This window comes from Halovivax cerinus (assembly GCF_024498195.1).
In the GTDB taxonomy this organism is placed as follows: domain Archaea; phylum Halobacteriota; class Halobacteria; order Halobacteriales; family Natrialbaceae; genus Halovivax; species Halovivax cerinus.
This window is the reverse complement of the sequence record NZ_CP101824.1, coordinates 3135977-3159115: the sequence shown is the minus strand read 5'-3', so window position 1 is coordinate 3159115 and position 23139 is coordinate 3135977. Positions and strand designations below refer to the sequence as shown.

General features: G+C 66.3%; 22 protein-coding genes and 1 pseudogene. 11 read left to right on the top strand and 12 right to left on the bottom strand.

Annotated elements, in window-relative coordinates:
- Positions 1 to 194 precede the first annotated feature (194 nt).
- Complete coding sequence (locus NO366_RS15005) at positions 195 to 1205, top strand: presenilin family intramembrane aspartyl protease PSH (protein WP_256531594.1); 1011 nt, start codon at positions 195 to 197, stop codon at positions 1203 to 1205.
- Between the two features lie 64 nt (positions 1206 to 1269).
- On the opposite strand, the gene cysS is transcribed toward NO366_RS15005, so the two are convergent.
- Together cysS and NO366_RS14995 are read right to left on the bottom strand one after the other, a co-directional pair.
- The gene (gene cysS / locus NO366_RS15000) at positions 1270 to 2757 is read right to left on the bottom strand and encodes a cysteine--tRNA ligase (RefSeq protein ID WP_256531593.1); all 1488 of its coding nucleotides are present in this window, start codon (positions 2755 to 2757) and stop codon (positions 1270 to 1272) included.
- A 263-nt stretch (positions 2758 to 3020) separates the two neighbouring features.
- Positions 3021 to 3518 carry a DUF7523 family protein gene (locus NO366_RS14995; protein WP_256531592.1) on the bottom strand — a complete coding sequence of 166 codons (498 nt, stop codon included), beginning with the start codon at positions 3516 to 3518 and terminating at the stop codon, positions 3021 to 3023.
- A gap of 158 nt (positions 3519 to 3676) precedes the next feature.
- Between NO366_RS14995 and NO366_RS14990 the strand changes: the two genes are divergently transcribed.
- From NO366_RS14990 to gatE, 5 genes are all read left to right on the top strand, one after another.
- Positions 3677 to 3922: a BolA family protein gene (locus NO366_RS14990; RefSeq protein ID WP_256531591.1), complete on the top strand. Its 246-nt coding sequence runs from the start codon at positions 3677 to 3679 to the stop codon at positions 3920 to 3922.
- Between the two features lie 239 nt (positions 3923 to 4161).
- Positions 4162 to 4623: a PH domain-containing protein gene (locus NO366_RS14985; protein ID WP_256531590.1), complete on the top strand. Its 462-nt coding sequence runs from the start codon at positions 4162 to 4164 to the stop codon at positions 4621 to 4623.
- Complete coding sequence (locus NO366_RS14980; RefSeq protein WP_256531589.1) at positions 4620 to 6296, top strand: PH domain-containing protein; 1677 nt, start codon at positions 4620 to 4622, stop codon at positions 6294 to 6296. The genes NO366_RS14985 and NO366_RS14980 overlap by 4 nt, the downstream gene beginning before the upstream one ends.
- Positions 6297 to 6397: 101 nt before the next feature.
- Entirely contained in the window at positions 6398 to 7804 is a 1407-nt protein-coding gene (locus NO366_RS14975) for a class II fumarate hydratase (protein WP_256531588.1), read from the top strand.
- Between the two features lie 186 nt (positions 7805 to 7990).
- Positions 7991 to 9898 (top strand): Glu-tRNA(Gln) amidotransferase subunit GatE, encoded by a 1908-nt coding sequence (gene gatE / locus NO366_RS14970; RefSeq protein ID WP_256531587.1) that lies wholly within the window; start codon positions 7991 to 7993, stop codon positions 9896 to 9898.
- A gap of 105 nt (positions 9899 to 10003) precedes the next feature.
- Here gatE and NO366_RS14965 read toward each other — a convergent pair whose 3' ends face one another.
- A complete protein-coding gene (locus NO366_RS14965; protein ID WP_256531586.1) occupies positions 10004 to 10789 on the bottom strand; it encodes an RNA methyltransferase in 786 nt (261 codons plus the stop codon).
- A gap of 250 nt (positions 10790 to 11039) precedes the next feature.
- On the opposite strand from NO366_RS14965, the pseudogene folP reads away from it, so the two are divergent.
- From folP to NO366_RS14950, 3 genes and pseudogenes are all read left to right on the top strand, one after another.
- Positions 11040 to 11891, top strand: a pseudogene (gene folP, locus NO366_RS14960) (dihydropteroate synthase); the annotation flags it as partial.
- A gap of 521 nt (positions 11892 to 12412) precedes the next feature.
- Positions 12413 to 13117, top strand: coding sequence for a 6-hydroxymethylpterin diphosphokinase MptE-like protein (locus NO366_RS14955; RefSeq protein ID WP_256531584.1), 705 nt, complete (start codon positions 12413 to 12415; stop codon positions 13115 to 13117).
- Positions 13118 to 13180: 63 nt separating this feature from the next.
- Positions 13181 to 13618 carry a hypothetical protein gene (locus NO366_RS14950; protein WP_256531583.1) on the top strand — a complete coding sequence of 146 codons (438 nt, stop codon included), beginning with the start codon at positions 13181 to 13183 and terminating at the stop codon, positions 13616 to 13618.
- Between the two features lie 42 nt (positions 13619 to 13660).
- Here the strand turns inward: NO366_RS14950 and NO366_RS14945 are convergent, their stop codons facing one another.
- Positions 13661 to 14665, bottom strand: a complete 1005-nt coding sequence (locus tag NO366_RS14945; RefSeq protein WP_256531582.1) for a TIGR04024 family LLM class F420-dependent oxidoreductase — start codon at positions 14663 to 14665, stop codon at positions 13661 to 13663.
- Between the two features lie 197 nt (positions 14666 to 14862).
- Here NO366_RS14945 and ddfA point away from each other — a divergent pair, with 197 nt between their 5' ends.
- The gene (gene ddfA / locus NO366_RS14940; protein ID WP_256531581.1) at positions 14863 to 15132 is read left to right on the top strand and encodes a DdfA family disk-determining factor; all 270 of its coding nucleotides are present in this window, start codon (positions 14863 to 14865) and stop codon (positions 15130 to 15132) included.
- A 70-nt stretch (positions 15133 to 15202) separates the two neighbouring features.
- Here ddfA and NO366_RS14935 read toward each other — a convergent pair whose 3' ends face one another.
- From NO366_RS14935 to NO366_RS14900, 8 genes are all read right to left on the bottom strand, one after another.
- The gene (locus NO366_RS14935; RefSeq protein ID WP_256531580.1) at positions 15203 to 16273 is read right to left on the bottom strand and encodes a methionine synthase; all 1071 of its coding nucleotides are present in this window, start codon (positions 16271 to 16273) and stop codon (positions 15203 to 15205) included.
- Positions 16270 to 17274, bottom strand: a complete 1005-nt coding sequence (locus tag NO366_RS14930; protein WP_256531579.1) for a 5-methyltetrahydropteroyltriglutamate--homocysteine methyltransferase — start codon at positions 17272 to 17274, stop codon at positions 16270 to 16272. Before NO366_RS14930 ends, NO366_RS14935 begins: the two co-directional genes overlap by 4 nt.
- Before the next feature lie 159 nt (positions 17275 to 17433).
- Positions 17434 to 18012: a HemK2/MTQ2 family protein methyltransferase gene (locus NO366_RS14925; protein WP_256531578.1), complete on the bottom strand. Its 579-nt coding sequence runs from the start codon at positions 18010 to 18012 to the stop codon at positions 17434 to 17436.
- On the bottom strand, positions 18012 to 19214 hold the full coding sequence (locus tag NO366_RS14920) for a mechanosensitive ion channel family protein (RefSeq protein ID WP_256531577.1): 1203 nt from the start codon (positions 19212 to 19214) through the stop codon (positions 18012 to 18014). The genes NO366_RS14925 and NO366_RS14920 overlap by 1 nt, the downstream gene beginning before the upstream one ends.
- Before the next feature lie 63 nt (positions 19215 to 19277).
- Positions 19278 to 20162: a 16S ribosomal RNA methyltransferase A gene (locus NO366_RS14915; RefSeq protein ID WP_256531575.1), complete on the bottom strand. Its 885-nt coding sequence runs from the start codon at positions 20160 to 20162 to the stop codon at positions 19278 to 19280.
- A gap of 81 nt (positions 20163 to 20243) precedes the next feature.
- Positions 20244 to 20837, bottom strand: coding sequence for a DUF655 domain-containing protein (locus NO366_RS14910; protein WP_256531574.1), 594 nt, complete (start codon positions 20835 to 20837; stop codon positions 20244 to 20246).
- 270 nt (positions 20838 to 21107) lie between these two features.
- A complete protein-coding gene (locus tag NO366_RS14905) occupies positions 21108 to 21464 on the bottom strand; it encodes an RNA polymerase Rpb4 family protein (protein WP_256531573.1) in 357 nt (118 codons plus the stop codon).
- On the bottom strand, positions 21461 to 21754 hold the full coding sequence (locus NO366_RS14900; RefSeq protein WP_256531572.1) for a 50S ribosomal protein L21e: 294 nt from the start codon (positions 21752 to 21754) through the stop codon (positions 21461 to 21463). Before NO366_RS14900 ends, NO366_RS14905 begins: the two co-directional genes overlap by 4 nt.
- Positions 21755 to 21952: 198 nt before the next feature.
- On the opposite strand from NO366_RS14900, the gene NO366_RS14895 reads away from it, so the two are divergent.
- Positions 21953 to 23116, top strand: a complete 1164-nt coding sequence (locus NO366_RS14895; protein WP_256531571.1) for a cystathionine gamma-synthase — start codon at positions 21953 to 21955, stop codon at positions 23114 to 23116.
- Positions 23117 to 23139 lie beyond the last annotated feature (23 nt).

Genomic DNA, 23139 nt, shown 5'->3' with positions numbered 1-23139 from the left:
TCGAATCGGTTTCAGGACCGGACGTCGACGTATTCTCTCGCTCGGACGATTCGGTTTCCACACTCCCGAGTCGGGCGGACGGACCGTTCCCTCCACACTCGCGGCCGACGAGATCGGGTACTCACAACTCACTCACGGCCGACGAGATCGGGTAATCACAACACAGATACCGGGTCCGTTCGAAAGGCGTCTAAATGAACGACCGCGCTCGAATCGGACTGTCGGCCGCAGGGGTCGTCGCGATTTTCCTCGCCGTGCAGTTCGGGGCGCTGGCGCTCGTCGAACCGTTTCAGTCGACGCACGGTCCCGCCGTCGAGGATCCGCAGGATCCGGCGAATAGCGGCGTCTTCTTCGGCGTCATTCTCGTCGCGACAGCCATAATGCTCGCCGCATTCCGGTACGACGCGGATCGATTCATCCGCTGGCTCATCGTCGGTGTGAGCGTGCTACTCTCGTGGTACGTCTTCGTCGTCCTGATTCCACCCGTCGTGACGGTAGGCGGAGTCAACGCGATCGCCGGTCTGGCGGCGGGTGCGCTCGGCCTCGGGGTACTGGTCTATCCGGAGTGGTACGTCGTCGACGCCGCAGGCGTCTTGATGGCTGCCGGTGCGGCCGCGCTGTTCGGCATCAGTTTCGGTCTCCTCCCGGCGCTGCTCTTTCTCGTCGTCCTCGCCGTCTACGACGCGATCAGCGTCTATCGGACCGAGCACATGCTCTCGCTGGCAGACGGGGTGCTCGACCTGAAGATCCCGGTCGTCTTCGTCGTTCCCACGTCGCTCGGGTACTCGTATCTCGACGACGGGCCGCGTCCGGACGGGTCGGCGAACGGTGCCAACGTCGCGTCCGAACAGGCGTCGAACGAACCGGAAGCGCCACCCGCGACCGACGGCGCCGGTGAGCCCGACCCCCTCGATCGAGACGCGCTGTTCGTCGGTCTCGGCGACGCCGTCATCCCCACGATCCTCGTCGCGAGTAGCGTCACGTTCCTCGACGCGCCGCTCCTCGATGTTCCAGTGTTCACGCTGACGCTTCCGGCCCTCGGTGCGATCGTCGGAACGACCGCCGGGCTCGCGATACTGCTCTCGATGGTACTGAAGGGCAAACCACACGCGGGCCTTCCCCTCCTGAACGGTGGGGCGATCGCCGGCTACCTCCTGGGTGCGATCGCAGCAGGACTTTCGGTGGCGACCGCCCTCGGACTGTAGGTCTTGGCCGGGTTCGTCACGTCGGCCGACTCGCGGACGGTCGGGCTGCGTGGCGTGCGACCGGTCAGGGGAGCCGGTAGCTCGGTCCGTCGTCGCTATCCTGGACGTCGACGCCCAGCGCTCCGAGTTCGTCGCGAAGTTCGTCCGCGCGCTCGTAGTTCCCGGCAGCTCGTTCCTGCTCGCGGACGGACAGGAGCAGTTCGACCAGCTCGCCGGCGAGTGAGACGTCGCCGGTTGCGTCGCCGTCGAACGAGAGGCCGAGGATCGACCCGTACGTTTCGAGCGCGTCGACGCCGCGTCGAAGCCCGACGTAATCGAAGGCGTCGGTCGATTCGCGGTGACGGTTGAGCGCGCTCGCCAGATCGAGGAGGGCCGTCTGCGCCTCGCGCGTGTTGAAGTCGTCGTTCATCGCCGCGCTGAAGGCAGCGACGGTGTCGTCGATCACCGCCCGAAGGTCGTCGTCGGTCACCTTCGCGTGCGCGTCGGGCGAGTCGAGAGCGTCGATCGCGTCCTCGTGTGCGCGTGCGAGGCGTTCCCACCGTCGCTCCGCTTCGTCGATCGCCTCCTCGCTGTAGATCTGCGAGCTGTTGTACGCACCCGCCGTGAGGAACGTCCGGACGACGTTCGGCCCCCACCGATCGACCGCGTCGGCGACGGTGACGAAGTTGCCGAGGCTCGAGGACATCTTCTCCTCGTCGAGTTCGAAGAGCTCGCAGTGGAGCCAGTATCGGGCGAACTGCTGGTCCGTCGCCGCCTCGGACTGGGCGATCTCGTTCTCGTGGTGGGGGAAGACGAGGTCGCGGCCGCCGACGTGGAGGTCTATGGTCTCGCCGAGGTGTGTCATGCTCATCGCCGAGCACTCTATGTGCCAGCCGGGGCGCCCCTCGCCCCACGGCGAGTCCCAGGTCTGGGCGGTCTCGCAGGAGTCGCTCGCCGGCGCGGCCCCCTCGTGTCGATGCTCTTCGACGGCAGCCGGCGAGACGCCGTCGGCCTTCCAGAGGGCGAAGTCGGCGGGGTGGCGCTTCTCCGAGCGCTCGTCGGGGTCACCCTGGGATTCGATGTCCGTGATCGACTGGTTCGAGAGTGCCCCGTAGTCGTCGAACGTCGTCACGTCGAAGTAGACCGAGCCGTTCGACTCGTAGGCGTAGCCCTTCTCGACGAGCGTCTCGATCAGATCGAGGATCTCCGGGACGTGTTCAGAGACGCGCGGATACACCTCGGCCCGGAGGAGGTTGAGCGACCGCATGTCGTCGATTGTCCGGGCGACGTAGCTGTGGGCCACCTCGGCCTCGGAGTCGCCGAGGTCGTCTTCGCCCACGCGGGCGACGATTTTCTCGTTGACGTCGGTGAAGTTCTCCACGTGGCGGACACCGTAACCGAGGTGTGCGAGCCATCGGTGCATGACGTCGACGTGGACCCACGACCGGGCGTGGCCGAGGTGAGGCGGGTCGGAGACCGTCAGGCCACAGTAGTAGAGAGTGACGTCGTCGGGGTCCTGTGGCTCGAAGGGTTCCGGTTCGCCCGTCAACGTGTTCGTCACGTGCAGGGTCATTGGCGGGTGATACCCGCGGGTAACAGATAAAGCGTTGGATGCAGTCCGGGCGAGCGTGGAACCGACCCGGATCTGGGGCCACCGGCGTCTGGTGGCGTCCCATCCGTCGTGCGTGGACGTCCCACGCAGTGGTGAGTTGACGCCCTACGCCGTGGTGAGTGGTCGCCCTACGCCGTGGTGAGTGGACGTCCCACGCAGTGGTGAGTTGACGCCCTACGCCGTGGTGAGTGGTCGCCCACGGTGTGTGTTCCGCAGGCAGCTCGTCAGTCATCGACGAGCGGCGCGTCGGCGAACGACGCTTCGATCTCCCTGAGCGCGTTCGCACCGTCGCGGCGACCGACGACGAAGACTGCGGCTGTGTCGTCGACGAACGAGACGGCGGTCAGGGCGATTTCGGCGACCCGACACCGCTCCATCGCGTGTGCGACGCTCGCGGCGTCGACCGCCCCGGTCGCGACGATAGCCGTCCGATCGCCACGACCCGTCCCGAGCGACGTCTCGCCGACCTGGAGGATCGCATCGCTCGGTTCGTCGACGGGTTCGATACCGCTCTCCATCGTGACCCGGACCGATCGGCTGCCTGTCTCGTACGGCTGTAACTCTTCGGCGTACCGCCGCAGCGCCGTCGCCACCGCCTCCACGTCGCCGTCGACGTCGAGGAATCTGGCGACCGCCGTGAAGTTACAGAGGCCTGCCCGAAGGGCGTCCGCGAGAAAGGGGCGCTCGTCCACCGCATCCCGTGTCGCTGCCGCGAGTGACATGTCCGACACCGGGCAGGGAACCCGCTTAAAGGCGCTGGTCCCCGATACTGTCGTCACACACGACCGGCAGCCCGTGACGACGAGGCACCCGAATCAGCGGTCGAACCTGATCGGTCGGGATCGCGTGACTTTTGCCGCCCCCGGTCCACTGACTTGCTATGGAACCGGACGCAGTCGCGCAGCTGATCGAGGAGAACCTCCCTGACGCCGAGGCGACCGTCGGACGGGCACGCGGACACCACGACGACGACCACCTCGCGGCGACCGTTGTGTCGCCGGCGTTCGAAGGCCGGTCGCTCGTCGATCAGCACCAGCTCGTCTACGACGCCCTCGGCGAACACATGACGACGGACATCCACGCGCTCGAACTCTCGACGTACACGCCCGACGAGTACGACGACTGACCCATCGGAGGGCCCGTCGAGGATAGCGTTCGCCCGTCGTACTGTCGACCGGTCAGCGTGTGCACGCGTGGTGATGGTCGACGAGGCTGCACTGGAGGAGAGTCGATACGACTCGTTTTCGACCCCGTCCTCGTCCCGATTCGCAGACCGGTCGGTTCGACGCCTCTCGAGACGTGGATCGGCTCGCTTCCCGTGGCGATAACCGGTACGTTTACAGTTGGACTGTTACGACTGCGCATATGGAAACGCTCCACTCGCGCATTCGGCTCGTCTGGGTCGGCCGGGCCGTGCTCGGAGCGGCCGTGCTCGGATTCGCGCTTCTGGCCGTCGATGCGTGGCTCGTCTCGCTTCCGGTCGCCGCCGCGGTCGGCGTCGTCGCGATCGTCGTCGTCCTCGGCGTCGCCCACGCCGTCGTCCACTACGGCCGATGGCGGTTCGAGCTACAGGACGACGCGCTCTACCTCGAACGCGGTGTCGTCACGTTCGTCGAGACGGCCGTCCCGTTCGTCCGCGTCCAGCACGTCGACACACAGTTCGGTCCGATCGAACGCGCGCTCGGGCTCTCGAGTGTGGTCGTCTACACCGCCGGCTCGCGCAACGCCGACGTTCGGATTCCGGGATTGACGCCTGACCGCGCACGAACACTCCAGGACACGCTCCGGGACCTCGCCGTCGCCAGCGAGGCAGACGACGCCGTATGACCACGAATCGCCTCCACCCGCTAAGCGCCGTTACGAACGCCGTCCAGCGGGGCGTCGTGGGCGGATCGGTCATGTTCTTTCTCGTCTCGATCCTCTCGGGGATGGTCTCCATGGTCGAGGTGTCCTGGGCGTTCGTACTCTCGCCGCTCGGCTTTCTCGTCGGGGTCGGATACGCCGTCGCCTACTACTACCGGTTCGAGTACGAGTTGACCGAGGACACGTTCGACATCGCCTCCGGCGTCCTCTCCCGACGCGACCGGGAGATCCCGTTCGGTCGCGTACAGAACGTCGACGTGCGGCAGGGCGTCGTCTCCAGAATCCTCGGGATCGCCGTCGTCACGATCGAGACGGCCGGTGGGGGGTCGAGTGAGGCGACGCTCTCGTTCGTCAGCGACGACGAAGCCGCTCGGCTCCAGCGAGAGATTCGCCGACGGACGGCGGCCAGGGATCGACCCACCCGTCGCGAGGACGGTGTCGACCCGTCGGCCGACGAGCGCGCCCCCGTCAGTGGTGATCCGTCCCAAACCGCGTCGGATTCGGGGGCCGACGTGACCCCTTCGGGCGCTCCCGTCGACACACGCCCGGAGTCGTCCGCCCGAGATCAGCGCCCCGAATCGGCTCCCGATGGAACGGCGTACCGACCGCGCCAACTCTTCGCACTCGAGATGCGCGAGTTGCTCCTGTACTCGTTCGCCTCGTTCCGGAAAGCGGCGGTCGCCGCACTGGGCTTTCTGACGCTGTTCGGGATGGACTTCGTCGTCGAGTACCTCCTCTCGGTGACCGATGCCGTCACGCAGGGATCCGCGACCGGTGGGGGGATGCCGACGCGTTCGCTCGTCTTCGGTACGGTATCGGTGGCCCACGCCGTCGCCGTGACGTACGCGGTGAGCATCGCGTACACGTTCGTCTCGTACTACGGGTTTCGCCTCGGCCGGGCCGGCGACGATCTGGTGTACGAACGCGGCCTGTTGCAACGCTACAGCGGGAGCATCCCCCTCGAGAAAGTGCAGTCGGTGACGATCACGGACAATCCGGTACAGCGGCTGATCGGGTACGCCGGTCTCCGCGTCGAGACGGCGGGCTACGGTCCGGACAGCGACAGTGGGAGCCAGTCGGCCGTCCCCTTCGCCAGGCGACCACGGGCGCAGACGTTCGCCGAACGGCTTTCGGGCGTCGAACCGCCAACGTTCGATCGACCGACGACGGTCGCGAGACGCCGATACCTCGTTCGCTACGCGCTGGTGGCCACGATCCCCGTCGTCGGCGCCTACGCACTCACGCGCGTGACCGCGTTCGAGGCGTGGTACGTCGCGCTCGCTGTTTACCTCGCTGTTCCGCCGGCCGCCCACCTCCGGTGGGCGCACCTCGGGTACTACGTCGGCGACGAGGCCATCGTCATCCGCGAGGGGTTCTGGTCGCGAACGACGTCGGTGGTCCCGTACTACCGCATTCAGACGATATCGACGCGGCGGTCGATCTTCCAGCGGCGGCTGGGGCTGGCGTCGGTCGTCGTCGACACGGCGAGCTCGCAGACCTTCGCTCGATCGAACCCCACGATCTACGACGTCGATCTGCCGATCGCCCGCGACGTCCACGTGACGGGTCGAGACCGGCTGCAGGACGCACTGACGGCTCGCGACGAAGGATCGGCGAGCATCGGTGACGGCCTGTAACCCGGTTGCCGCGTCGTCCGTGTCCGCGGTCCATGAACGTACCCGGTGGCGCCGAGCCCGGATTCGGTGTTTTTTACCCCTCGCACGGAGAACGACGACACATGGTAGAGGAGTTTCGAACGGAATCGGACAGTCTCGGCGAGATGCAGGTGCCGGCGGACGCCTACTGGGGTGCCCAGACCCAGCGGGCGGTGGAGAACTTCCCCATCTCGGGTATCAGCTTCGGCCGGCGGTTCGTCCGTGCACTCGGCGTCGTCAAGAAGGCGGCGGCTCAGGCCAACCGCGATCTGGACCTGATAGACGAGGAGGTCGCGGCGGCCATCGTCGAGGCGGCCGACGAGGTCATCGCCGGCGAGCACGACGCCCAGTTCCCCGTCGACGTCTTCCAGACGGGTTCGGGGACGTCCTCGAACATGAACGCGAACGAAGTGATCGCCAACCGGGCGGCGGAACTGATGGGCGCGACGATCGGCGACCGCGTCGTCCACCCCAACGACCACGTCAACTACGGCCAGTCCTCGAACGACGTGATTCCGACCGCGATGCACGTTGCCGCCCTAGAGGCCGTAGAGAAGGACGTCATCCCGGCGCTCGATACGCTCCGTGAGGCGCTCGCGTCGAAAGCCGACGAGTTCGACGACGTCGTCAAGACGGGTCGAACGCACCTCCAGGACGCGACGCCGGTCACGCTCGGCCAGGAGTTCGGCGGCTATCGAACCCAGATCGAGAAGGGCCTCTCCCGGGTCGACAAGTCCCGCGAGCACCTCGCCGAACTCGCACTCGGTGGCACGGCGACCGGGACGGGTCTGAACACCCACCCCGAGTTCCCCGGTCGCGCGGCCGAGTACATCACCAAGGAGACCGGCGTCCAGTTCCGCGAGGCGGACGACCACTTCGAGGCCCAGGCCGCTCACGACGCGATGAGTGAGGCCCACGGCGCCCTGCGCGTCGTCGCCGGGTCTCTCAACAAGATCGCCAACGACCTCCGGCTACTCGCCTCCGGACCGCGCAACGGGCTCGGCGAGATCGAACAGCCCGAGAACCAGCCGGGGTCGTCGATCATGCCCGGCAAGATCAACCCCGTCGTCGCCGAAGCGGTCAACCAGGTCCACAAGCAAGTCGTGGGGAACGACGCCGCGGTCGCCGCGGGCGCCGCGGAGGGCCAGATCGACCTCAACCTCTACAAGCCCGTCCTCGCGCACAACTTCCTCCAGTCTGCCGAACTCATCTCGAACGCCAGCCAGGTCTTCGCCGAGCGGTTCGTCCGGAAGCTAGAGGCGAACGAAGACTACTGCGCCGACCGCGTCGAACAGTCGATGGCGATGGCCACGTCGCTCAACGTCCACATCGGCTACGACAAGGCCAGCGAGGTGGCCAAGACTGCCCTCAAGGAGGACAAGACGGTTCGCGAAGTCGTCCTGGAGAAGGGGTACCTCGACGAAGACGAGGCCGACGAGGTACTCGATCCGCGGAAGATGGCCGAGCGCGGCATCCTCGGGCAAGACTGACGCGGGCGATCGAGTCGTCCTCGACGAACCATCCGGCCGGCCCGTCGTCCCAATCGGAGTCTTCCGGCCGACCCGGCGTCCCAATCGGAGCCAACCGGCCGGCCCGTCGTCCCAACCGGAGCCATCCGGCCGACCCGGCGCCCGAACTGAACGGTTTTTTACCCCCGCGCCACCCACACCCGCCTAATGGACGAAGACGACTACGCCGACCTCGGGCTGGTCGCTGGTCTGGAGATCCACCAGCAACTCGACACCGAGACGAAACTGTTCTGTCCCTGTCCGACGACGGTCCGAGAACCGGAGGAGTCGACGCGTCGGTTCACCCGGTACCTCCACCCGACCCGGAGTGAACTCGGTGAGATCGACGAGGCGGCCCTGGAGGAGAGCCGCGTCGACCGCGAGTTCGAGTACCTGGCGTACGACTCGACCTGTCTCGTCGAGGAGGACGACGAACCGCCGCGCCGACTCGACGACGAGGCGCTGGAGACGGTCCTCGAGATAGCTCAGTTGCTCGACATGGATCCGGTGGATCAGGCCCACGTCATGCGAAAGCTCGTCGTCGACGGCTCGAACACGGCGGGCTTTCAGCGATCGGCGCTGATCGCGACCGAGGGCGAGATCGAGACCGACGCGGGACCGGTCGGCATCGAGGATCTGATGCTCGAAGAGGAGAGCGCCCAGCGCGTCACCGAGACGGACGATGGCGTTCGGTACAGCCTCGATCGGCTGGGCGTCCCGCTGGTCGAGATCGGGACGAAGCCGGATCTGCGGACGCCCGAACAGACCCGCGAGGCGGCCGAACGAATCGGGATGTTGCTGCGCTCGACGGGGAAGGTCAAACGCGGGCTGGGGACGATTCGCCAGGACGTCAACGTCTCCATCGAGGCCGGTGCTCGCGTCGAGATCAAGGGCGTCCAGAGTCTGGACGACATCGACGACATCGTTCGTACCGAAGTCGAGCGACAGGCCGAACTCGTCGACATCGCGGCCGAACTCGACGCGCGCGACGCGGCCGTCGGCGAGCCGATGGACGTCACTGCGGTCTTCGAGGACACCGACAGCGGCGTGATCGCCGGTGCCCTGACCGACGGCGGCGCCGTGTACGCGGTGCGACTCGCCGGCTTCGACGGACTCGTCGGCCGCGAGATCGCCTCCGATCGTCGGCTCGGGACCGAACTGTCCGATCACGCGAAGCGCCACGGCGCGGGTGGCATCTTCCACACCGACGAGTTGCCGGCCTACGGCGTGACCGAAACCGAAGTCGCGTCACTCAGAGCGGCGGTCGACGCCGACGCGGACGACGCCGTCGCACTCGTCGCCGCAACGGAGGACGTCGCACCGGGTGCCATCGAGGCCGCGGCCGAGCGGGCCGAGACCGCCATCTCGGGCGTCCCCGAGGAGACCCGCGGGGCGAACGAGGACGGAACGACGCGCTACCTCCGGCCGCTCCCCGGCGCGGCGCGGATGTACCCCGAGACCGACGTCCCGCCGGTCGAACCCGATCCGAGCGACGTTCCGGTCCCGGAACTGCTCACGGCGACGGTCGACCGCTACCAGGCCGAACACGATCTCGACGCTGGTCTGGCCGAACAGGTCGCCTACGGTGTGTACATGCCGCTGTTCGAATCCGTCGTCGAGGAGGGCGTCGAGACCGAAGACGGGTCAGTGACGACGCAAGGTGTCGATCCCACGCTCGCGGCGAGCACCCTCGAGTCGACGCTGACCGAACTGCGCCGAGACGACGTCGCCGTCGACGTCCTCACCGACAGTCACCTCGCCGACACGCTCGCACTGGCAGACGAGGGGGAGATCCCCAACGAGGCGATTCCAGAACTGCTCACTGCACTCGCCGCCGACCCGGACCGGACGGCGGTCGCGGCTGCCGACGCCGAGGACCTCGGCGGTGCCGACGAGGACGCGGTCAGAGACGCCGTCGTCGAGGTCGTCGAGCGAAACGCCGAGCAGGTCTCAGAGGAGGGGATGCAGGCCTTCTCGGGCCTCATGGGCGAGTGCATGGGTGCCCTTCGCGGCCAGGCCGACGGCGATCAGGTGAGCGAGATCCTGCGAGAAGAGATCGGCAAGCGCTCGTCTTGACATCCTCCCACGGCTGAAGCCGTGGGCGTTCTCCTCGTATCGCTGTAAGTTCGGTCGGGATCAGTTCCCGCTACGGGCCGAGAGCACGTTCCCGCCGCCGGCCCGTCAGTCCGAATCGTCCGTCCGATCTGGTCTGTCTCTGGCCCGTTTGAGGATGCCGAGGAGCGTGTTCGCTTCACCTTCGGTCGGATCCGCCCGACCGACGAGCCGGCGGAACAGTCGGTCGGCTTTCGCCCGTTTCGGCTCTGGATGGTTGATCTCACCCAGGAGGCCTGCCCACGCGTCGAAACACCGTTCCAGCAGGGGTTCGGGGGCGCGAGTTCGCTCGACGTCGGGAAGCTGCGTCTCTTCTAGCGCCAGGTCCTGGAGTTCGTAGAGGGTGATGGTGGCGGCCTGGCCGAGGTTGAGGACCGGATACTCGGGATTTGCCGGGATCGTACAGATCTCGTCGATCCGGGCGAGTTCCTCGTTCGTCAGGCCGACGCCTTCACGTCCGAAGACGATGGCCGTCCGCGAGTCGACCGACGCCAGCCGCTCGGCGAGCTCGGCCGGCGTGGAGAACGGATAACGGACGTGTCCGCGATCGTCCTCGTTGGTCACCGCCGTACAGCCGACCGTGTGGTACGTGTCGACGAGCTCCTCGAACGACAGTTCGCTCGCGTTCGGTAGGACGTCCTCGCGAGCGTGGCCGGCGAACCCGTACGCCTCGCCGTCCGGATCGAGAGCCGGCGGGTCGACGAGCAGCAGGTCAGCGAAGCCGAAGTTCTTCATGGCACGGGCGATCGTCCCGACGTTTCCCGGTGTCTCGGCGTCGACGACGGCGACGGCCGGCGTCTCGCGTCGCTCGACGGTGTGTGCGTCCTCCCGGCTCGATCCCGCGTCGGCCGTCATGGCCAGGCCGTTCGCGGACGGGGGGTCTGCGGACGCTGCGCTACGGGCGCGGTTGCCGATCGGACCTGATGACCGACCGGTTGGGTCGGCCGAACTGGCGCGGGACGTTCCATGGACACTGTTGGGTGCGGCCCGGCCAAAAGGTGTGCGCTCTCCCACCGGTCCGATATCGGCGACGGTGCCGTCACCGAAACCGGCCATCGGACCCCGGAACCGTGGGCGCTAACTGGTTCGACTCCACAGACGGGATATGAACACTGTGGACGCGGCCGGACTCGGGATCGGCGACGGACACCCGCCGCGGATCATGGGTGTGTTGAACGTCAGCGAGGAGTCGCCGTACGACCCGAGCGTCTTCGACGATCCCGACGAGGCCGCCCGATACGTAGACGATGCGCTGATCGGCGAGGGTGCCGACATCGTCGACGTCGGGCTCGAGTCGGCGAACAAGCGCTTCGAGGTGCTCTCGGCCGAGGAGGAACTCGATCGGCTCGACGTGGCCGTCGAAACGATCGACCGCGTCGCGGGTGACGCCGTCTTCTCCATCGAGACGCGCTACGCCGCCGTCGCCGAAGAGGCGTTGACGCGAGGGTTCGACATGGTCAACGACATCTGCGGGTTCGCGGACCCGGTGATGCCGGAGGTGTGTGCGGCCTACGACGCAGCTGTCGTCAAGATGGCGAGCCCGCCGGATCTCGACCGACCAGGCGCCGTCTCCGACGTCGACTGGGCGGCGCGTCGGTCGCCGGAGTGGGCCGCCGAGGCGGAGTACGTCGACAGACTGCTCGCGGCACTCGAGGAGACGCCGCTGACAGAAAAGACGATCGTCGATCCGGCGTTCGGCGGCTGGAGCGAGGCGAAGACGCTCGCCGACGACCGGGCGACGTTCGAGCGCCTCGACGAGTTTCGGGCGCTCGGTGGGCCGGTCCTCGTCTCGATCAACCGGAAGAACTTCCTCGGCGACCTCGTCGACCGCGAGACCGCAGACAGACTCCCGGTGAGCCTCGGTGCCACTGCGCTGGCCGTCGAGCGGGGAGCCGACGTACTTCGGACACACGACGTCGCGGCCACGCGTGATGCGGCACTCGTGGGTGATCGGTTCGGAGACACTCGGCGATAAGACTCCGTCGATTCGTGATTGCCGTCGGGTGCGGCCACGCGAGACGATCCCTCTCCGATACGTGGCCGAGTCGGCGGGTATCGGAATCGGGTCGTGTGGGCGGGCGTCGGATACAGGTCGTGTGGACGGGCGGGCGTCGGAATCGGGTCGTGTGGACGGGTGGGCGTCGGAATCGGGTCGCGTCGACCGGTGGGCGTTGGATATAGGTCGCGTCACCTGGGTTCAGATTCTGGTCGCGTCGGTGGGTTTCGAACGCACCCGTTGTAGGTGGGTACGACCCTCGCGTCGGTCACGACACGGTCGCCGTTCGACGATTCTCTCGTCGGGAACGTCCGTCGTCCGTGTGTGTCTGTCACTACCACGATATGCCTGTTGAAGAGAAAGCTTATACCGGAGGCATCTGAAAGACCTGATGGAAGCCGGGAAACCTCTCGGGTAGGGGTACTTGGAGGATGCCCGGCGAACCATTCACTTATTGACCCACATCCTGCAGAGTGACAGCTATGGGCACAGACTTCGACGCGTGGAAACCCGTCTACGAGGCGATCCGCGCGGATTTCGGGTACGATCGGACAGCCGATGCGCGAGCGCGTGATCGGTTGTTCGCACTCACCCGCCCGTTCGACGACCGATCGAATTTCGTCGAACCGGGTTCGACGGTGGCCATCGCAGGTGGCGGTCCGTCGATCACGGACGACGCTGCGATCGACGGGGCGAGACGGGCGGATGGGATCGTCGCCGCGTCGACCGCCGTCGACGCGCTCGAGGCCCGCGACGTGACCGTCGACTGGATGGTGACCGACCTCGACAAGAATCCGGATACAGTCCGCCGGCTGACGGCGCGTGGAACGCCCGTCGCCGTCCACGCCCACGGCGACAACGTCGAGGCGATCGAACGCGTCGTCCCCGACTGTCCGGACGGGTCGATCCTCCCCACGACGCAGGTCGCGCCGCGAGGCCACGTCGTCAACGTCGGGGGGTTCACGGACGGCGATCGTGCAGCGTTTCTCGCCGACGCCCTCGGTGCCGACCGACTCACGTTCGTCGGGTGGGACTTCGACGATCGATCGGTCACCGCGAGCAAGTCCCGGAAACTCGTCTGGGCCGAGCGGCTGCTCTACTGGCTCGAACGCCGCCGGGGGGACCGATTTTCGGTTCTCGACGGCCGGCGAGACGCCATCGACACATCTTCGCTGCCGATCGACTGACCGAACCAGCGTGTTGCGGGGCCGGCAGCAACAGTTAAGGCGAAAACGACGAGACGATGTGGCGTGGACACTCGACTCGTCGTTACGGCCTCGTTCGTCGCCGCGCTCGTCGCGGGCGCCATCTTCGCGGGCGGGGCGGTGGCGTCGGACGTGACGTTTACGTCGGGGCAAGACGCGTTCGTCGCCGGTGTCGGCTTCGGTGGGTCATTCGTCGGTCTCGTCCTCCTCTGGTTCCGTAACTACGTCTACGGATCGGCGCTGTACACCCTGTCGATGGTCTCGACGAGCTGGTTCGTCGCGTACTTCTTCGTCGTACACGACAACCCGGCTTCGGTCTTCGCAGTGACCGGATCCGGACGGCCGGCGTACGCGATGGGTGTCGCTGGTCTGTTCGTCGTCACGCTCATCGGCTCGCTCGTCGGCGGTTGGGTCTGGTACCGGTCGAGCCCGGGCTTTCGTACAGTCCTGCACGGACTGGTAGGCACTGACCGTTCGTCCTGACCGGTTCGACGATCGATCCTTCAAAATCGAGGCCGGGGGTAACTAGGTGTCCGGTCCGAGCGTTCGGATGGTCTGGCGTACTTCGTCGTCGGTCGCGCCGCGCGGAAAGCTGATCGCGAGTTCGTCGAGTCCGTCGATGGCTTCCCACCGGGCGAGTTGTTCGCGGGCCTCCGCCGGCGTTCCCGCGATTGCGAGGTCGGCGAGCATCTCGTCGTCGACGATCTCGTGGACGCGGTCGCGGTCGTCGTTGGCGAACGCGGCCGCGATGGCCGTGGCCTCGTCTTCGTATCCCTGTCTGGCGAGCGATTCTCGGTAGTACGTACCCATCGCGCCGACGTAGAACGCGAGGTGATTTCGGCAGCGTCGTCTGGCGTGTTCTCCGTCCTCGTGGACGGATGCGGTCAACGAGAGGGTGGTCGTCACGTCGCCGCGAGTACGACCGCCGAGCTCGATACCGCGTTCGAGATCCGCCATGCGCTCGCGGAACCCGTCCGGTGTGAACACGATCGCGTGCCAGCCGTCTGCGAACCGGCCGGCGAGTTCGACGGACGTCGGTCCCATGCCGGCGGCTTCGATCGGGACCGGCGTCTCGGGCGGGTCACAGCGGAGGCGGAACCCGCCGAGGGAAAAGATATCCCCGTCGTAGTCGACGACGTCACCGGAGAGCACCGCGCGGACGACGTCGATGAACTCCCGCGTCCGACGGAGCGGACGGTCGAAGGACGCACCATGCCAGCCCTCGATGACCGCTCGTCCGCTCGGCCCCACGGCGAGTCTGAGTCGGCCGGCGGAGAGTTCCTGGAGCGTCGCGGCCGTCTGGCCGACGAGCGCGGGTGAGCGGGAGTAGACGTTGAGGACGCTCGGTCCGATCCCGATCTCGTCCGTCTCGCTCGCGATCCGCGTGAGGACGGACACCGCGTCACGGCCCCACGTCTCCGGGAGCCAGACGTGATCGTATCCGACCGCTTCGCCCAGCGAGGCGTATTCGACGAACGATTCGACGTGGTCCGGTGCCGAGACCGGCAGGTGCAGCGTTCTCGATGTCATCGGTTGTGGTCTTTCGATGCCGACCGCCGGGTCCGTCGCGCCCGTGGGGCCCGCGGTCGCTATCGGGAGGACACTTTCAACTCTATTAAAATTGATTCATGCCGACCGCGTTCGTGACGTCGCGCGTTCGCCGGGTAATAGCCCGTCGCGTGGGAACTGGCCACCAAGCTTATACGACCGAGCGGGAAGGGATTCGTATGGGACTCTCCCAGCATCGCCCCGGTGCGACGGACGTCTCGCTGAGTCACGTCGTCATCGAGACCATCGCTGAGCGGGAAGGCATCGACGTCACCGAACTGGAGCCACCCGCCTATCCGCCGCTGTACTCCGTCGTGGATCCGGACGCACTCGACACCGTCTTCGCACCGGCGCCATCCGGAGACGGACGCTCGAACGGTTCCGTCAGGTTCGAATACGCCGGCTACACCGTGACCGCTTACAGCGACGGGCGAGTCGAGCTCGAGTGAGCGACGACCGAATACGCCCGGTGTCGATCTGGCGACTCTCTCTGCCCCGCAGGAACTCGTAGTTGTCCGATCAGTCGTCTGCCGGCGAGGCGGTCCGTCCGCGGACGTCTACGTCGCCGTCGTCGAGTTTCGCCTCGACGTTTCGGGCCGCCGTTACCATGTTCTCGAGTTTGCCGTAGGCGACGTCCCGGGGGAGGAGTTTGACCCCGCAGTCGGGCGAGACAACGAGCTGGTCCGGTGGGACGACTTCGAGACCTTTCTCGATGTTGCGTTCGATCTGCTCGACGGATTCGACCTCGGCGACGTGAGCGTCGGTCACGCCGAGGGCGAGGTCGGCCGTGAAGGCGGGGTCTTCGAACACGTCGAGCTGTTCGTAGTCGCCGTTTGCGAGTTCCAGGTCGAACTCGTCGACGGGGAACTCGAGGATCTCGGGGTAGATACGCGAGTAATCGCCGTAGCAGACGTGGAGGCCGATACGGACGTCGTCTGGAACGTCGGCGACGATGCGCTCTATGGCCTCGCCCACGATCGCGTGGTCGTCCGGTGTCGTGGCCAGCGCCGGTTCGTCGATCTGGATGTACCGGGCCCCGGCGTCGACGAGTTTCTCGATCTCCTGGTTGACGAGGTCTGCGAGGTCGTACGCGAGCGATGCGTCGTCGTCGTAGGCCTCGTTGAACGACCAGCTGGCGAGCGTGTACGGGCCTGTGATCGGAACCTTGACCGGACGGTCGGCGACGCTCGCCGTGAACTCGTACTCCTCGACGAGCCATCGCTCGTCGTAGGCGACGTCGTCGACTACGGATGGCTTGTCGAAGTAGTTGTGTCCCCAGACCTTGACGGGTCCGTTGAACTCGTAGCCATCGATGCGATGGGCGAAGTACTCGACCATCTCGTTCCGGCGCATCTCGCCGTCGACCACCACGTCCAGACCGGCGCGCTGGTGTTCGTCCGTGATCACGCGAGCGGCGTCGTCTTTCGCTTCCTGCCAGTCACCGTCGTCGAAGTCGACGTCGTCGTCCTCGTACAGCGCTTTCGCCCGGTTGAGCCACTTCGGTTTCGGGTAACTGCCGACGACGGTCGTCATGATGAAGTGGTCGTTCGGGTGGTTTTCGGGCCGAAACTGCGCTTTGGTGTCGCTCATGCGGCACGCACCTCCGCGAGCGATGCGGCCTCGGATACGGTCTCGAGTTTCGCCTCGTACGTCTCGTAGGGGAGGTAGAACGTCTCCGTGTTCGGCCCGAGATAGGCCGTCTCGAAGTCGGAGACGGGGAGGCGGTCGAACACCCAGTCGACGCGGTCGCGAACGGCCTCCGGTTCCTCGAGAAGCGTGTTCTGCCCGTCGACGAGTCCGAGGTAGATGTCGTCGGTACAGCCGTACTCCTGGACGAGGTAGAGATTGTCGTCGCGCTCGGTGACGAAGTCGAACCCGACGGCGTCGACGTCGGCGTCGAGCAGGTGTGCGTACACCTTCTCTTCGAGCGCTCCCCAGTAACTGTGGACGACGACGTCGGCGTCCGTGGCCGCTGCGAGGCGATCGATCGCGTCGCTCACCCGTTCGTCGTGGCCGTCACTCGGCGGGTCCGTGACGAGCGAGGGATCGAGCAAGAGGAGCGTCGCGAACGACTCGATCGACTCGAGTTCACCGACGAGCAGGTCGGTCACGCCGGAGAGCAGCGACGCGTCGTCGCCGTAGTACTCGTCGGTGGCGAGTTCGGCGAGCGTGTACGGTCCCGGCAAGACGACCTGCCTCGCCTCCGGTTCGACCGCGTCTGCGAACGGGGCGAACTCCGTCGCGAGATCCCCGGTAGCGGATAGCTCCCCGGTGATCACGGGCTCGCGATAGAAGTTGTTGTTGTCGTAGTACCGGACGATCCCGCGCGTTTCGACCGCGTCTGACACGGCGAGTGGATGGGCGAGCATGTCGTCCCAGCGAAGCTGGGCCTCGGTGACGCGGTCGAGTCCGACCGCGAGCTGGTGGTCGACGACGTCGGCTCGCGCGTCGTCGTACCGGTCCCGGATCTCCGGTCCCTCGGTCCCGTCGACGAGGTCGTGTTTCTGATGACCCTTGAGGTCCGATAGATCGGCTTTCGCCCGATCGGGAAGGGGGGCGAGTCCCGTCTGGGTCGAGATGTAACGTGTCATCCGTACCGGACACAACGCTATGACGCTGTTTAATATTTGCTATCTCGAATCATGTTTGGGGGTAATCTACCGGGGGACGTCGCCGGTCGCGAACGCCCCGACGGACACGGCCCTGCGGCCCGTGCGAACGCAACCCTCGCTACGTTCGGCCGTGGCGTTTCACCGGACCAGTTCGAGAACCGTCAGCGTCTCGTAGGGGAACGACTCGTCGGCGACGGCGATCGCACTGAAGCCCGCCTCGGCGGCGAGTCCGACGACCGACGGGACACCGGTGAGACTGGAGACGAGGAGGACGGCGACGCCGTCGGTCGCGAGGACGCGACCGACCGTCTCGACGAACGGCTCGATGACTACCAGGCCGGAGTGACCGCCGGACAGCGCCACTTCCATCCAGTCGTCGCGTTCGTCGTCGGGATCGGTGGGCAGGTACGGCGGGTTGAAGACGACGGCGTCGAACGAACTGGTCGCGAAGGGCTCGACGAGGTCGGCGCGCACCGCGTCCAGACCCCGGTCACGAGCCTGCCGACAGGCGTGTGGATTCAGATCCGAGACGACCACGTCCCACGCCAGTTCGTCCGCAAGGTGCGCCCCGATGTAGCCCGATCCAGTTCCGACCTCGAGCAACCGACCCGGCGATCGCGACGAGAGGCGCTCGACCGCTGTTTCGGCGAGGAGGTGTGAGTCCTCGGCTGGTTGGTAGACGTCGGTTTCGAGGCCGCGACGGGATGCCAGATCCATCAGCTGTCACCGGACGTGCCGTCGCCGTTCTGGGCCCCACCGGTCCCGTTATCGGACGTCGCCGGACCCGTTTCGTCCGTCTCCTCGTACGCGACCACCGCCTCGGACTCGTCGACCGCGTGCGGATCGGCCGTCGCGTCGACGGCTCCGGAGAGTTCTCGCTGTGGGAAGGGGATCTTGACGTCGGCGTCGTCGAAGCCGGCCTTGATCGCGTTCGTGACCGCCGTCCTCGCTTCCGCGGCCCGACGTGCGCGCGGTCGGTCGATCCAGAATCGAACGCCGAGGACGACCGACGAGTCACCGAGCGACTTCGTCGCCACGCGCGGTGACGGGGCGTTCAGGACGATGTCCACCGACTCCGCGATCTCCGTCGCAAGCGCCGCGGCCCGCTCGACGTCGGCCGCGTAGTCGACGCCGACCTCAACTTCGAGCCGTAGTCGTCCGGCGTGCGACCGGTTCGTCACCGCCGACGACCCGACGACGTCGTTCGGCAGAACGATGTACTCGCCGTCGACCGTTCTGAGGCGCGTGTCGACGATGGAGATGTCCGTCACCACGCCTTCGTGAACGTCGCCGATTAGCACCCAGTCGCCGATCTCGAACGGGCGGGAGAACATGAGGACGAAGCCGGATAGCACCGACCCGAGCGTCTGCTGGGCAGCCATGCCGAGGACGATACCGAGGAACCCGGCGCCGACGAGGATCGCACCGATATCCTCCACCCAGATACCGAGCACGATGATCGACACCATCGCGTAGACGATGACCTGCGTCAGTCGGTACGTGACTTCCTTCTGGTGGTCCGTGACCGACGAGGCCGATCCGAGGATGTTCCTGATGAGGCGTCTGAGGAATCGCGTGCCGATGACGCCGGTGACGACGAGGATGGTCGAGACGATCAACCGGGCGATCGTCTCTCCGCCCAGACCGTTCCCGTTCACCACCGTCGTGACGTGTGTCGTCTGCTGCCAGGTCCCGACGACGATGCCGGACGCGAGTCCGGAGCCGGCGAGAAACACGAGTGCGCCGACGACGTCCCTGTAGACCGGGCGGACGTGATCGTCGAGACGCTTCAGCGCTCGTCGGCCGACCCTGAGTCCGTAGACGAAACTGGCAGTGACGAGCGCGGTAACGACGAGGCGCTGCGTCGTCGTCTCGAATATCGTCCCCAGCCCGTCGAGCGCGGTGATCGAGGCGTCCATCAGTCTCCGTGGGGTGTTGGGGGTTCTCCCTTGATAATTCGTCGATCGTTCGTCCGGCCGGGCTCAGTCGTCACGGTCGTTCCCCTCGATCGATCGAGCGATCGTCGCCAGTTCGGCGAACTCGGCCGGCGCCAGGGCGTCAGGACGCTTCGAACACAGAGCCTCGGGGGCAGCGTCCACCACGGCGTCTGGGTCGTCGAGACCGGAGATGTGTGCCGTGTTTCGGATCCCGTTGCGAACGGTCTTGCGCCGCTGCGTGAACAGCGCTTTCACGAACCGCAAGAAGAACGCGTCGTCGGCCACCTCGTACGACGGCGTCCGCGGCCGCGTTCGGACGACGGCACTCTCGACGGCGGGTGGCGGCGAGAACGCTTCCGGCGGCACCGTCTCCACGATCTCGGGTGCCGCGTAGTGGCGTGTCGAGACCGAGAGCCGGCCGTAGGCCGACGTTCCGGGTTCGGCGACCATCCGTTCGGCGAACTCCTTCTGGAACATACAGACCAGCGGAACGCCGAGCGGCAGTAGACGGAACGCCACCCCGCTCGAGACGCTGTACGGGAGGTTCGAGACGGACGCCGAGACGTCCGGGAACTCGACGTCGAGGGCGTCCCCCTCGATCACCGTGAGTCGTCCGGCGTCGACCTCGTCGGCGAACTCTCGTTTCAGGAACGCAACCAGGTCGCGGTCGCGCTCGACGACGGTGACCGACGCACCAGTCGCGAGCAATCGATCCGTCAGCGCTCCCGTTCCGGGCCCGATCTCGAGGAGGTGTTCGCCCGCCAGCGCGGTCGGGTCGACGGCAGGCCCGTCGTCACCGTCGGTCGTGTCGACCGCGTCGAGGTACGTCGGCAACCGATCCAGGACGCGATCGTCGACGAGGAAATGCTGATCCCGGTCGGGGTTACCGCGGACACCAGCCCTGACCAGGAGTTCGTCCGGATCTCTCATTGTGCCTCGGTTCGAACCGACGCTGGGTAAACGCACCGTTCCGGACCTCGCCGATCGGTCGAAAAATCGATGGGCCGTCCGTCACCGGGCGTCTTCGGCCTGCCGGCCGACGAACGTTCGGTACTTCAGGTCGTCGTCTCTGATCTCCTCTAAGATCCGCTCGACGAGGATGTCGTCCGGATCGTGTAACCCCGAGACGCGCTCTTCGAGTTCCTCGAAGCTCTCGAAGGGTTTTCGCTTTCGCTCTTCGAGGATCGAGTTCCGCAGTTTCTTCCCGATTCCCGGTAGGAGGTTCAGCTGGTGGAGCCGCAACGTGATCGGCTGGGCCTCGTTGTAGAAGTCGACGAACCGTCGCTCGTCGTCCTCGACGAGGTCCCGGATCACGTACTCGAGTTCCGAGTGGGCGCCGGATGAGAGATCGTCGTACGACGCCGGTCTGGCGTCTTCGACGATCGTTCGCGCGTCTACCGGTTCGAGAACGACCTGCGTTCCGATCGTCAACCGTTCGTCCTCGTCGAACGCAACCTCGTAGAGTCCGAAATCGTCGACATCCATCGCGTACCCGGCGGGGGAGCGTTCGTACTGCGGCCGGCCACTCGAGGAGAGACCGTGCGCCAGATAATCCAGCACGACCGCGCGCCGCTGCGCCGACTCGTCACGTTCGGATTCACTCATCACCTGCTAGGTACGCCAAGCGAACACTTAAACGATCGGCCACCTCTCGATCGCTGGGTCCGACCAGGACCCGACGGTCGAGACCGGCGGTCGTCGGAGACACTGGCTATCACGGTGGTTGGAGACACTGGCTATCACGGTCGTCGGAACCGATGGTGATCGCGGTCTTCACGGACCGTCGTGAGCGCCGGTCGTCGGAGCCGGTCGGACGGACGGTGCGGATCGAAGGTACGGGTGTCTGAAGAGGATGATCTGCCCCGATACCGCCGGTCAGGCGTACTTCGCGACGGTGTCGAGTACGTCGTCGAGTTCGTCTCCGGAGAGCGAGTAGCGCTCCTGTGCGAAGACGGCCCGAAGCTCGTCCCGATCTCTGGGTAACAGATTGGCGATCTTGTAGGCCGTCGCCTCGTCGATCTTCTCGTGGGCTTCGAGGTCGGCGACCAGTTCACGGGATTCGTCGGGATCGAGGACGGCGAACCGGTTCGCGTGTTCGATCGCTCGCGCGAGTTCGTAGCGGAGCTCACGGTCCTCGTCCAGGGCGCGCTCGGCTTCGATGTCCGCGAGGAGTTCTTTGGTCTCGGAGACGGTCAGGTACTCCTCGTCGACGATCTCCTTGAAGATGGTCATTCGTCCTGTGCGCGGAGGTGGGCGGCCGTGACGATGAGCGTCTTCGACGACCCGCCGTCTGTCACCTCGACCGTGAAGGCCGTCCCCTGCGTGCCGACGACCTCTCCCGTTCGACCGTCGAAGCGCGGGTGGAACCGACCGTCCTGGACGCTCGGGTCGATCTTCAGGTGGACCTTCTGCCCCACGTCGTACTCCTGAATCGCACGCTGTGGCGGGGACGTCCCACGGTTTCGGGGGTCGTTACGGAGCTTGTTCCGCGTTCCCTGGCGAGGGCCGTTCGATTTGGGCATAGTCGTACCGTCCCGTTACCCCGTGACAGTTATAAAAGACACGTTCTGTGTTCGCTCTCTCGTCGAATTCCGGTCCGACGGTACCACCGCATCGATCCGCGACCGGTCGCCCCGATACCGGCACCGTAATAACAATACTATGACAGTCAGCCAATCGAGACGGTAAGGGTAAGGGGCGTAGAGCGTGTCTACCCGCGCATGGACGACGACCACTTCCGGTTCGAGACGCGATCGATTCACGCGGGACAGGAGCCGGATCCGGAGACTGGAGCGGTGATGACGCCGATCCACGCCAACTCGACCTACGAACAGGACGGTCCGGGGGAGCATCGAGGGTACGAGTACTCCCGGACGGGCAACCCGACGAGAAGCGACCTCGAGGCGAATCTAGCCAGCCTGGAGAACGGCGAGTACGGACGCTGTTTCTCGAGCGGGATGGGATCGATCAACACCGTCCTCAACACGCTTTCGGCCGGCGACCACGTCGTCACCGGCACCGACGTCTACGGCGGGACGCATCGCATCTTTACGCAGGTGTACGAGGACTACGATATCGAGTTTACGTTCGTCGATATGACCGACCTCGAGGCCATCGAGGCCGGATTTCGCGAGAACACCGAACTGCTCTGGCTCGAGACGCCGACCAACCCGCTCATGTCGATCGTCGACATCGAGGGCGCGGCGGCGATCGCGCACGACCACGACGCCATCTGCGCGATCGACAATACGTTCGCGACGCCGTATCTGCAGCGACCACTCGACCTCGGTGCCGACGTCGTCTCGCACTCGCTGACGAAGTACCTCGGCGGACACTCCGACGTCGTCGGCGGCGCGCTGGTGACGAACGATCCCGATCTCGACGAGCAGTTCGGCTTCTACCAGAACGCCGTGGGCGCGACCCCTGGTCCATTCGAGAGTTTCCTCGTCCTCCGCGGGACGAAGACGCTCCCCGTCCGGATGGACCGCCACTGCGAGAACGCCCGGGCTATCGCCGCGTGGCTCGACGACCACCCGGACGTCGAGACGGTGTACTATCCGGGACTCGAGTCCCACCCGGGTCACGACCTCGCGGCGCGCCAGATGGACGACTTCGGCGGCATGCTGAGCTTCGAACTGGACGCGACGTTGGACGAGGCGAGCGCCGTCGTCTCGAACACGGAGGTGTTTACCCTCGCGGAGAGCCTGGGCGGCGTCGAGAGTCTCATCGAACAGCCGGCCCCGATGACCCACGCCGCCGTGCCCCGCGAGGACCGTCTCGCCGCCGGTCTGACCGACGGCCTCGTTCGCATCAGCGTCGGCATCGAGCACGTCGACGACCTGCTCGCCGACCTCGAAACCGCGATCGACGCAGCCCTGTCCTGATCGGTGCGACCGTCCGCCGGGCG

Excerpts from the sequence above, each read along its gene's own strand:
- NO366_RS14920 (WP_256531577.1), bottom strand. The coding sequence starts at position 19,214 with ATGGACGCCTCGATCACCGCGCTCGACGGGCTGGGGACGATATTCGAG.
- NO366_RS14925 (WP_256531578.1), bottom strand. The coding sequence starts at position 18,012 with ATGGATCTGGCATCCCGTCGCGGCCTCGAAACCGACGTCTACCAACCA.
- NO366_RS14905 (WP_256531573.1), bottom strand. The coding sequence starts at position 21,464 with ATGACCATCTTCAAGGAGATCGTCGACGAGGAGTACCTGACCGTCTCC.
- NO366_RS14935 (WP_256531580.1), bottom strand. The coding sequence starts at position 16,273 with ATGAGCGACACCAAAGCGCAGTTTCGGCCCGAAAACCACCCGAACGAC.
- gatE (WP_256531587.1), top strand. The coding sequence starts at position 7,991 with ATGGACGAAGACGACTACGCCGACCTCGGGCTGGTCGCTGGTCTGGAG.
- NO366_RS14930 (WP_256531579.1), bottom strand. The coding sequence starts at position 17,274 with ATGACACGTTACATCTCGACCCAGACGGGACTCGCCCCCCTTCCCGAT.
- NO366_RS14975 (WP_256531588.1), top strand. The coding sequence starts at position 6,398 with ATGGTAGAGGAGTTTCGAACGGAATCGGACAGTCTCGGCGAGATGCAG.
- NO366_RS14990 (WP_256531591.1), top strand. The coding sequence starts at position 3,677 with ATGGAACCGGACGCAGTCGCGCAGCTGATCGAGGAGAACCTCCCTGAC.
- NO366_RS14965 (WP_256531586.1), bottom strand. The coding sequence starts at position 10,789 with ATGACGGCCGACGCGGGATCGAGCCGGGAGGACGCACACACCGTCGAG.
- NO366_RS14995 (WP_256531592.1), bottom strand. The coding sequence starts at position 3,518 with ATGTCACTCGCGGCAGCGACACGGGATGCGGTGGACGAGCGCCCCTTT.
- NO366_RS14895 (WP_256531571.1), top strand. The coding sequence starts at position 21,953 with ATGGACGACGACCACTTCCGGTTCGAGACGCGATCGATTCACGCGGGA.
- NO366_RS14945 (WP_256531582.1), bottom strand. The coding sequence starts at position 14,665 with ATGACATCGAGAACGCTGCACCTGCCGGTCTCGGCACCGGACCACGTC.
- NO366_RS14985 (WP_256531590.1), top strand. The coding sequence starts at position 4,162 with ATGGAAACGCTCCACTCGCGCATTCGGCTCGTCTGGGTCGGCCGGGCC.
- ddfA (WP_256531581.1), top strand. The coding sequence starts at position 14,863 with ATGGGACTCTCCCAGCATCGCCCCGGTGCGACGGACGTCTCGCTGAGT.
- NO366_RS14915 (WP_256531575.1), bottom strand. The coding sequence starts at position 20,162 with ATGAGAGATCCGGACGAACTCCTGGTCAGGGCTGGTGTCCGCGGTAAC.
- cysS (WP_256531593.1), bottom strand. The coding sequence starts at position 2,757 with ATGACCCTGCACGTGACGAACACGTTGACGGGCGAACCGGAACCCTTC.
- NO366_RS14980 (WP_256531589.1), top strand. The coding sequence starts at position 4,620 with ATGACCACGAATCGCCTCCACCCGCTAAGCGCCGTTACGAACGCCGTC.
- NO366_RS14910 (WP_256531574.1), bottom strand. The coding sequence starts at position 20,837 with ATGAGTGAATCCGAACGTGACGAGTCGGCGCAGCGGCGCGCGGTCGTG.
- NO366_RS15005 (WP_256531594.1), top strand. The coding sequence starts at position 195 with ATGAACGACCGCGCTCGAATCGGACTGTCGGCCGCAGGGGTCGTCGCG.
- NO366_RS14900 (WP_256531572.1), bottom strand. The coding sequence starts at position 21,754 with ATGCCCAAATCGAACGGCCCTCGCCAGGGAACGCGGAACAAGCTCCGT.
- NO366_RS14955 (WP_256531584.1), top strand. The coding sequence starts at position 12,413 with ATGGGCACAGACTTCGACGCGTGGAAACCCGTCTACGAGGCGATCCGC.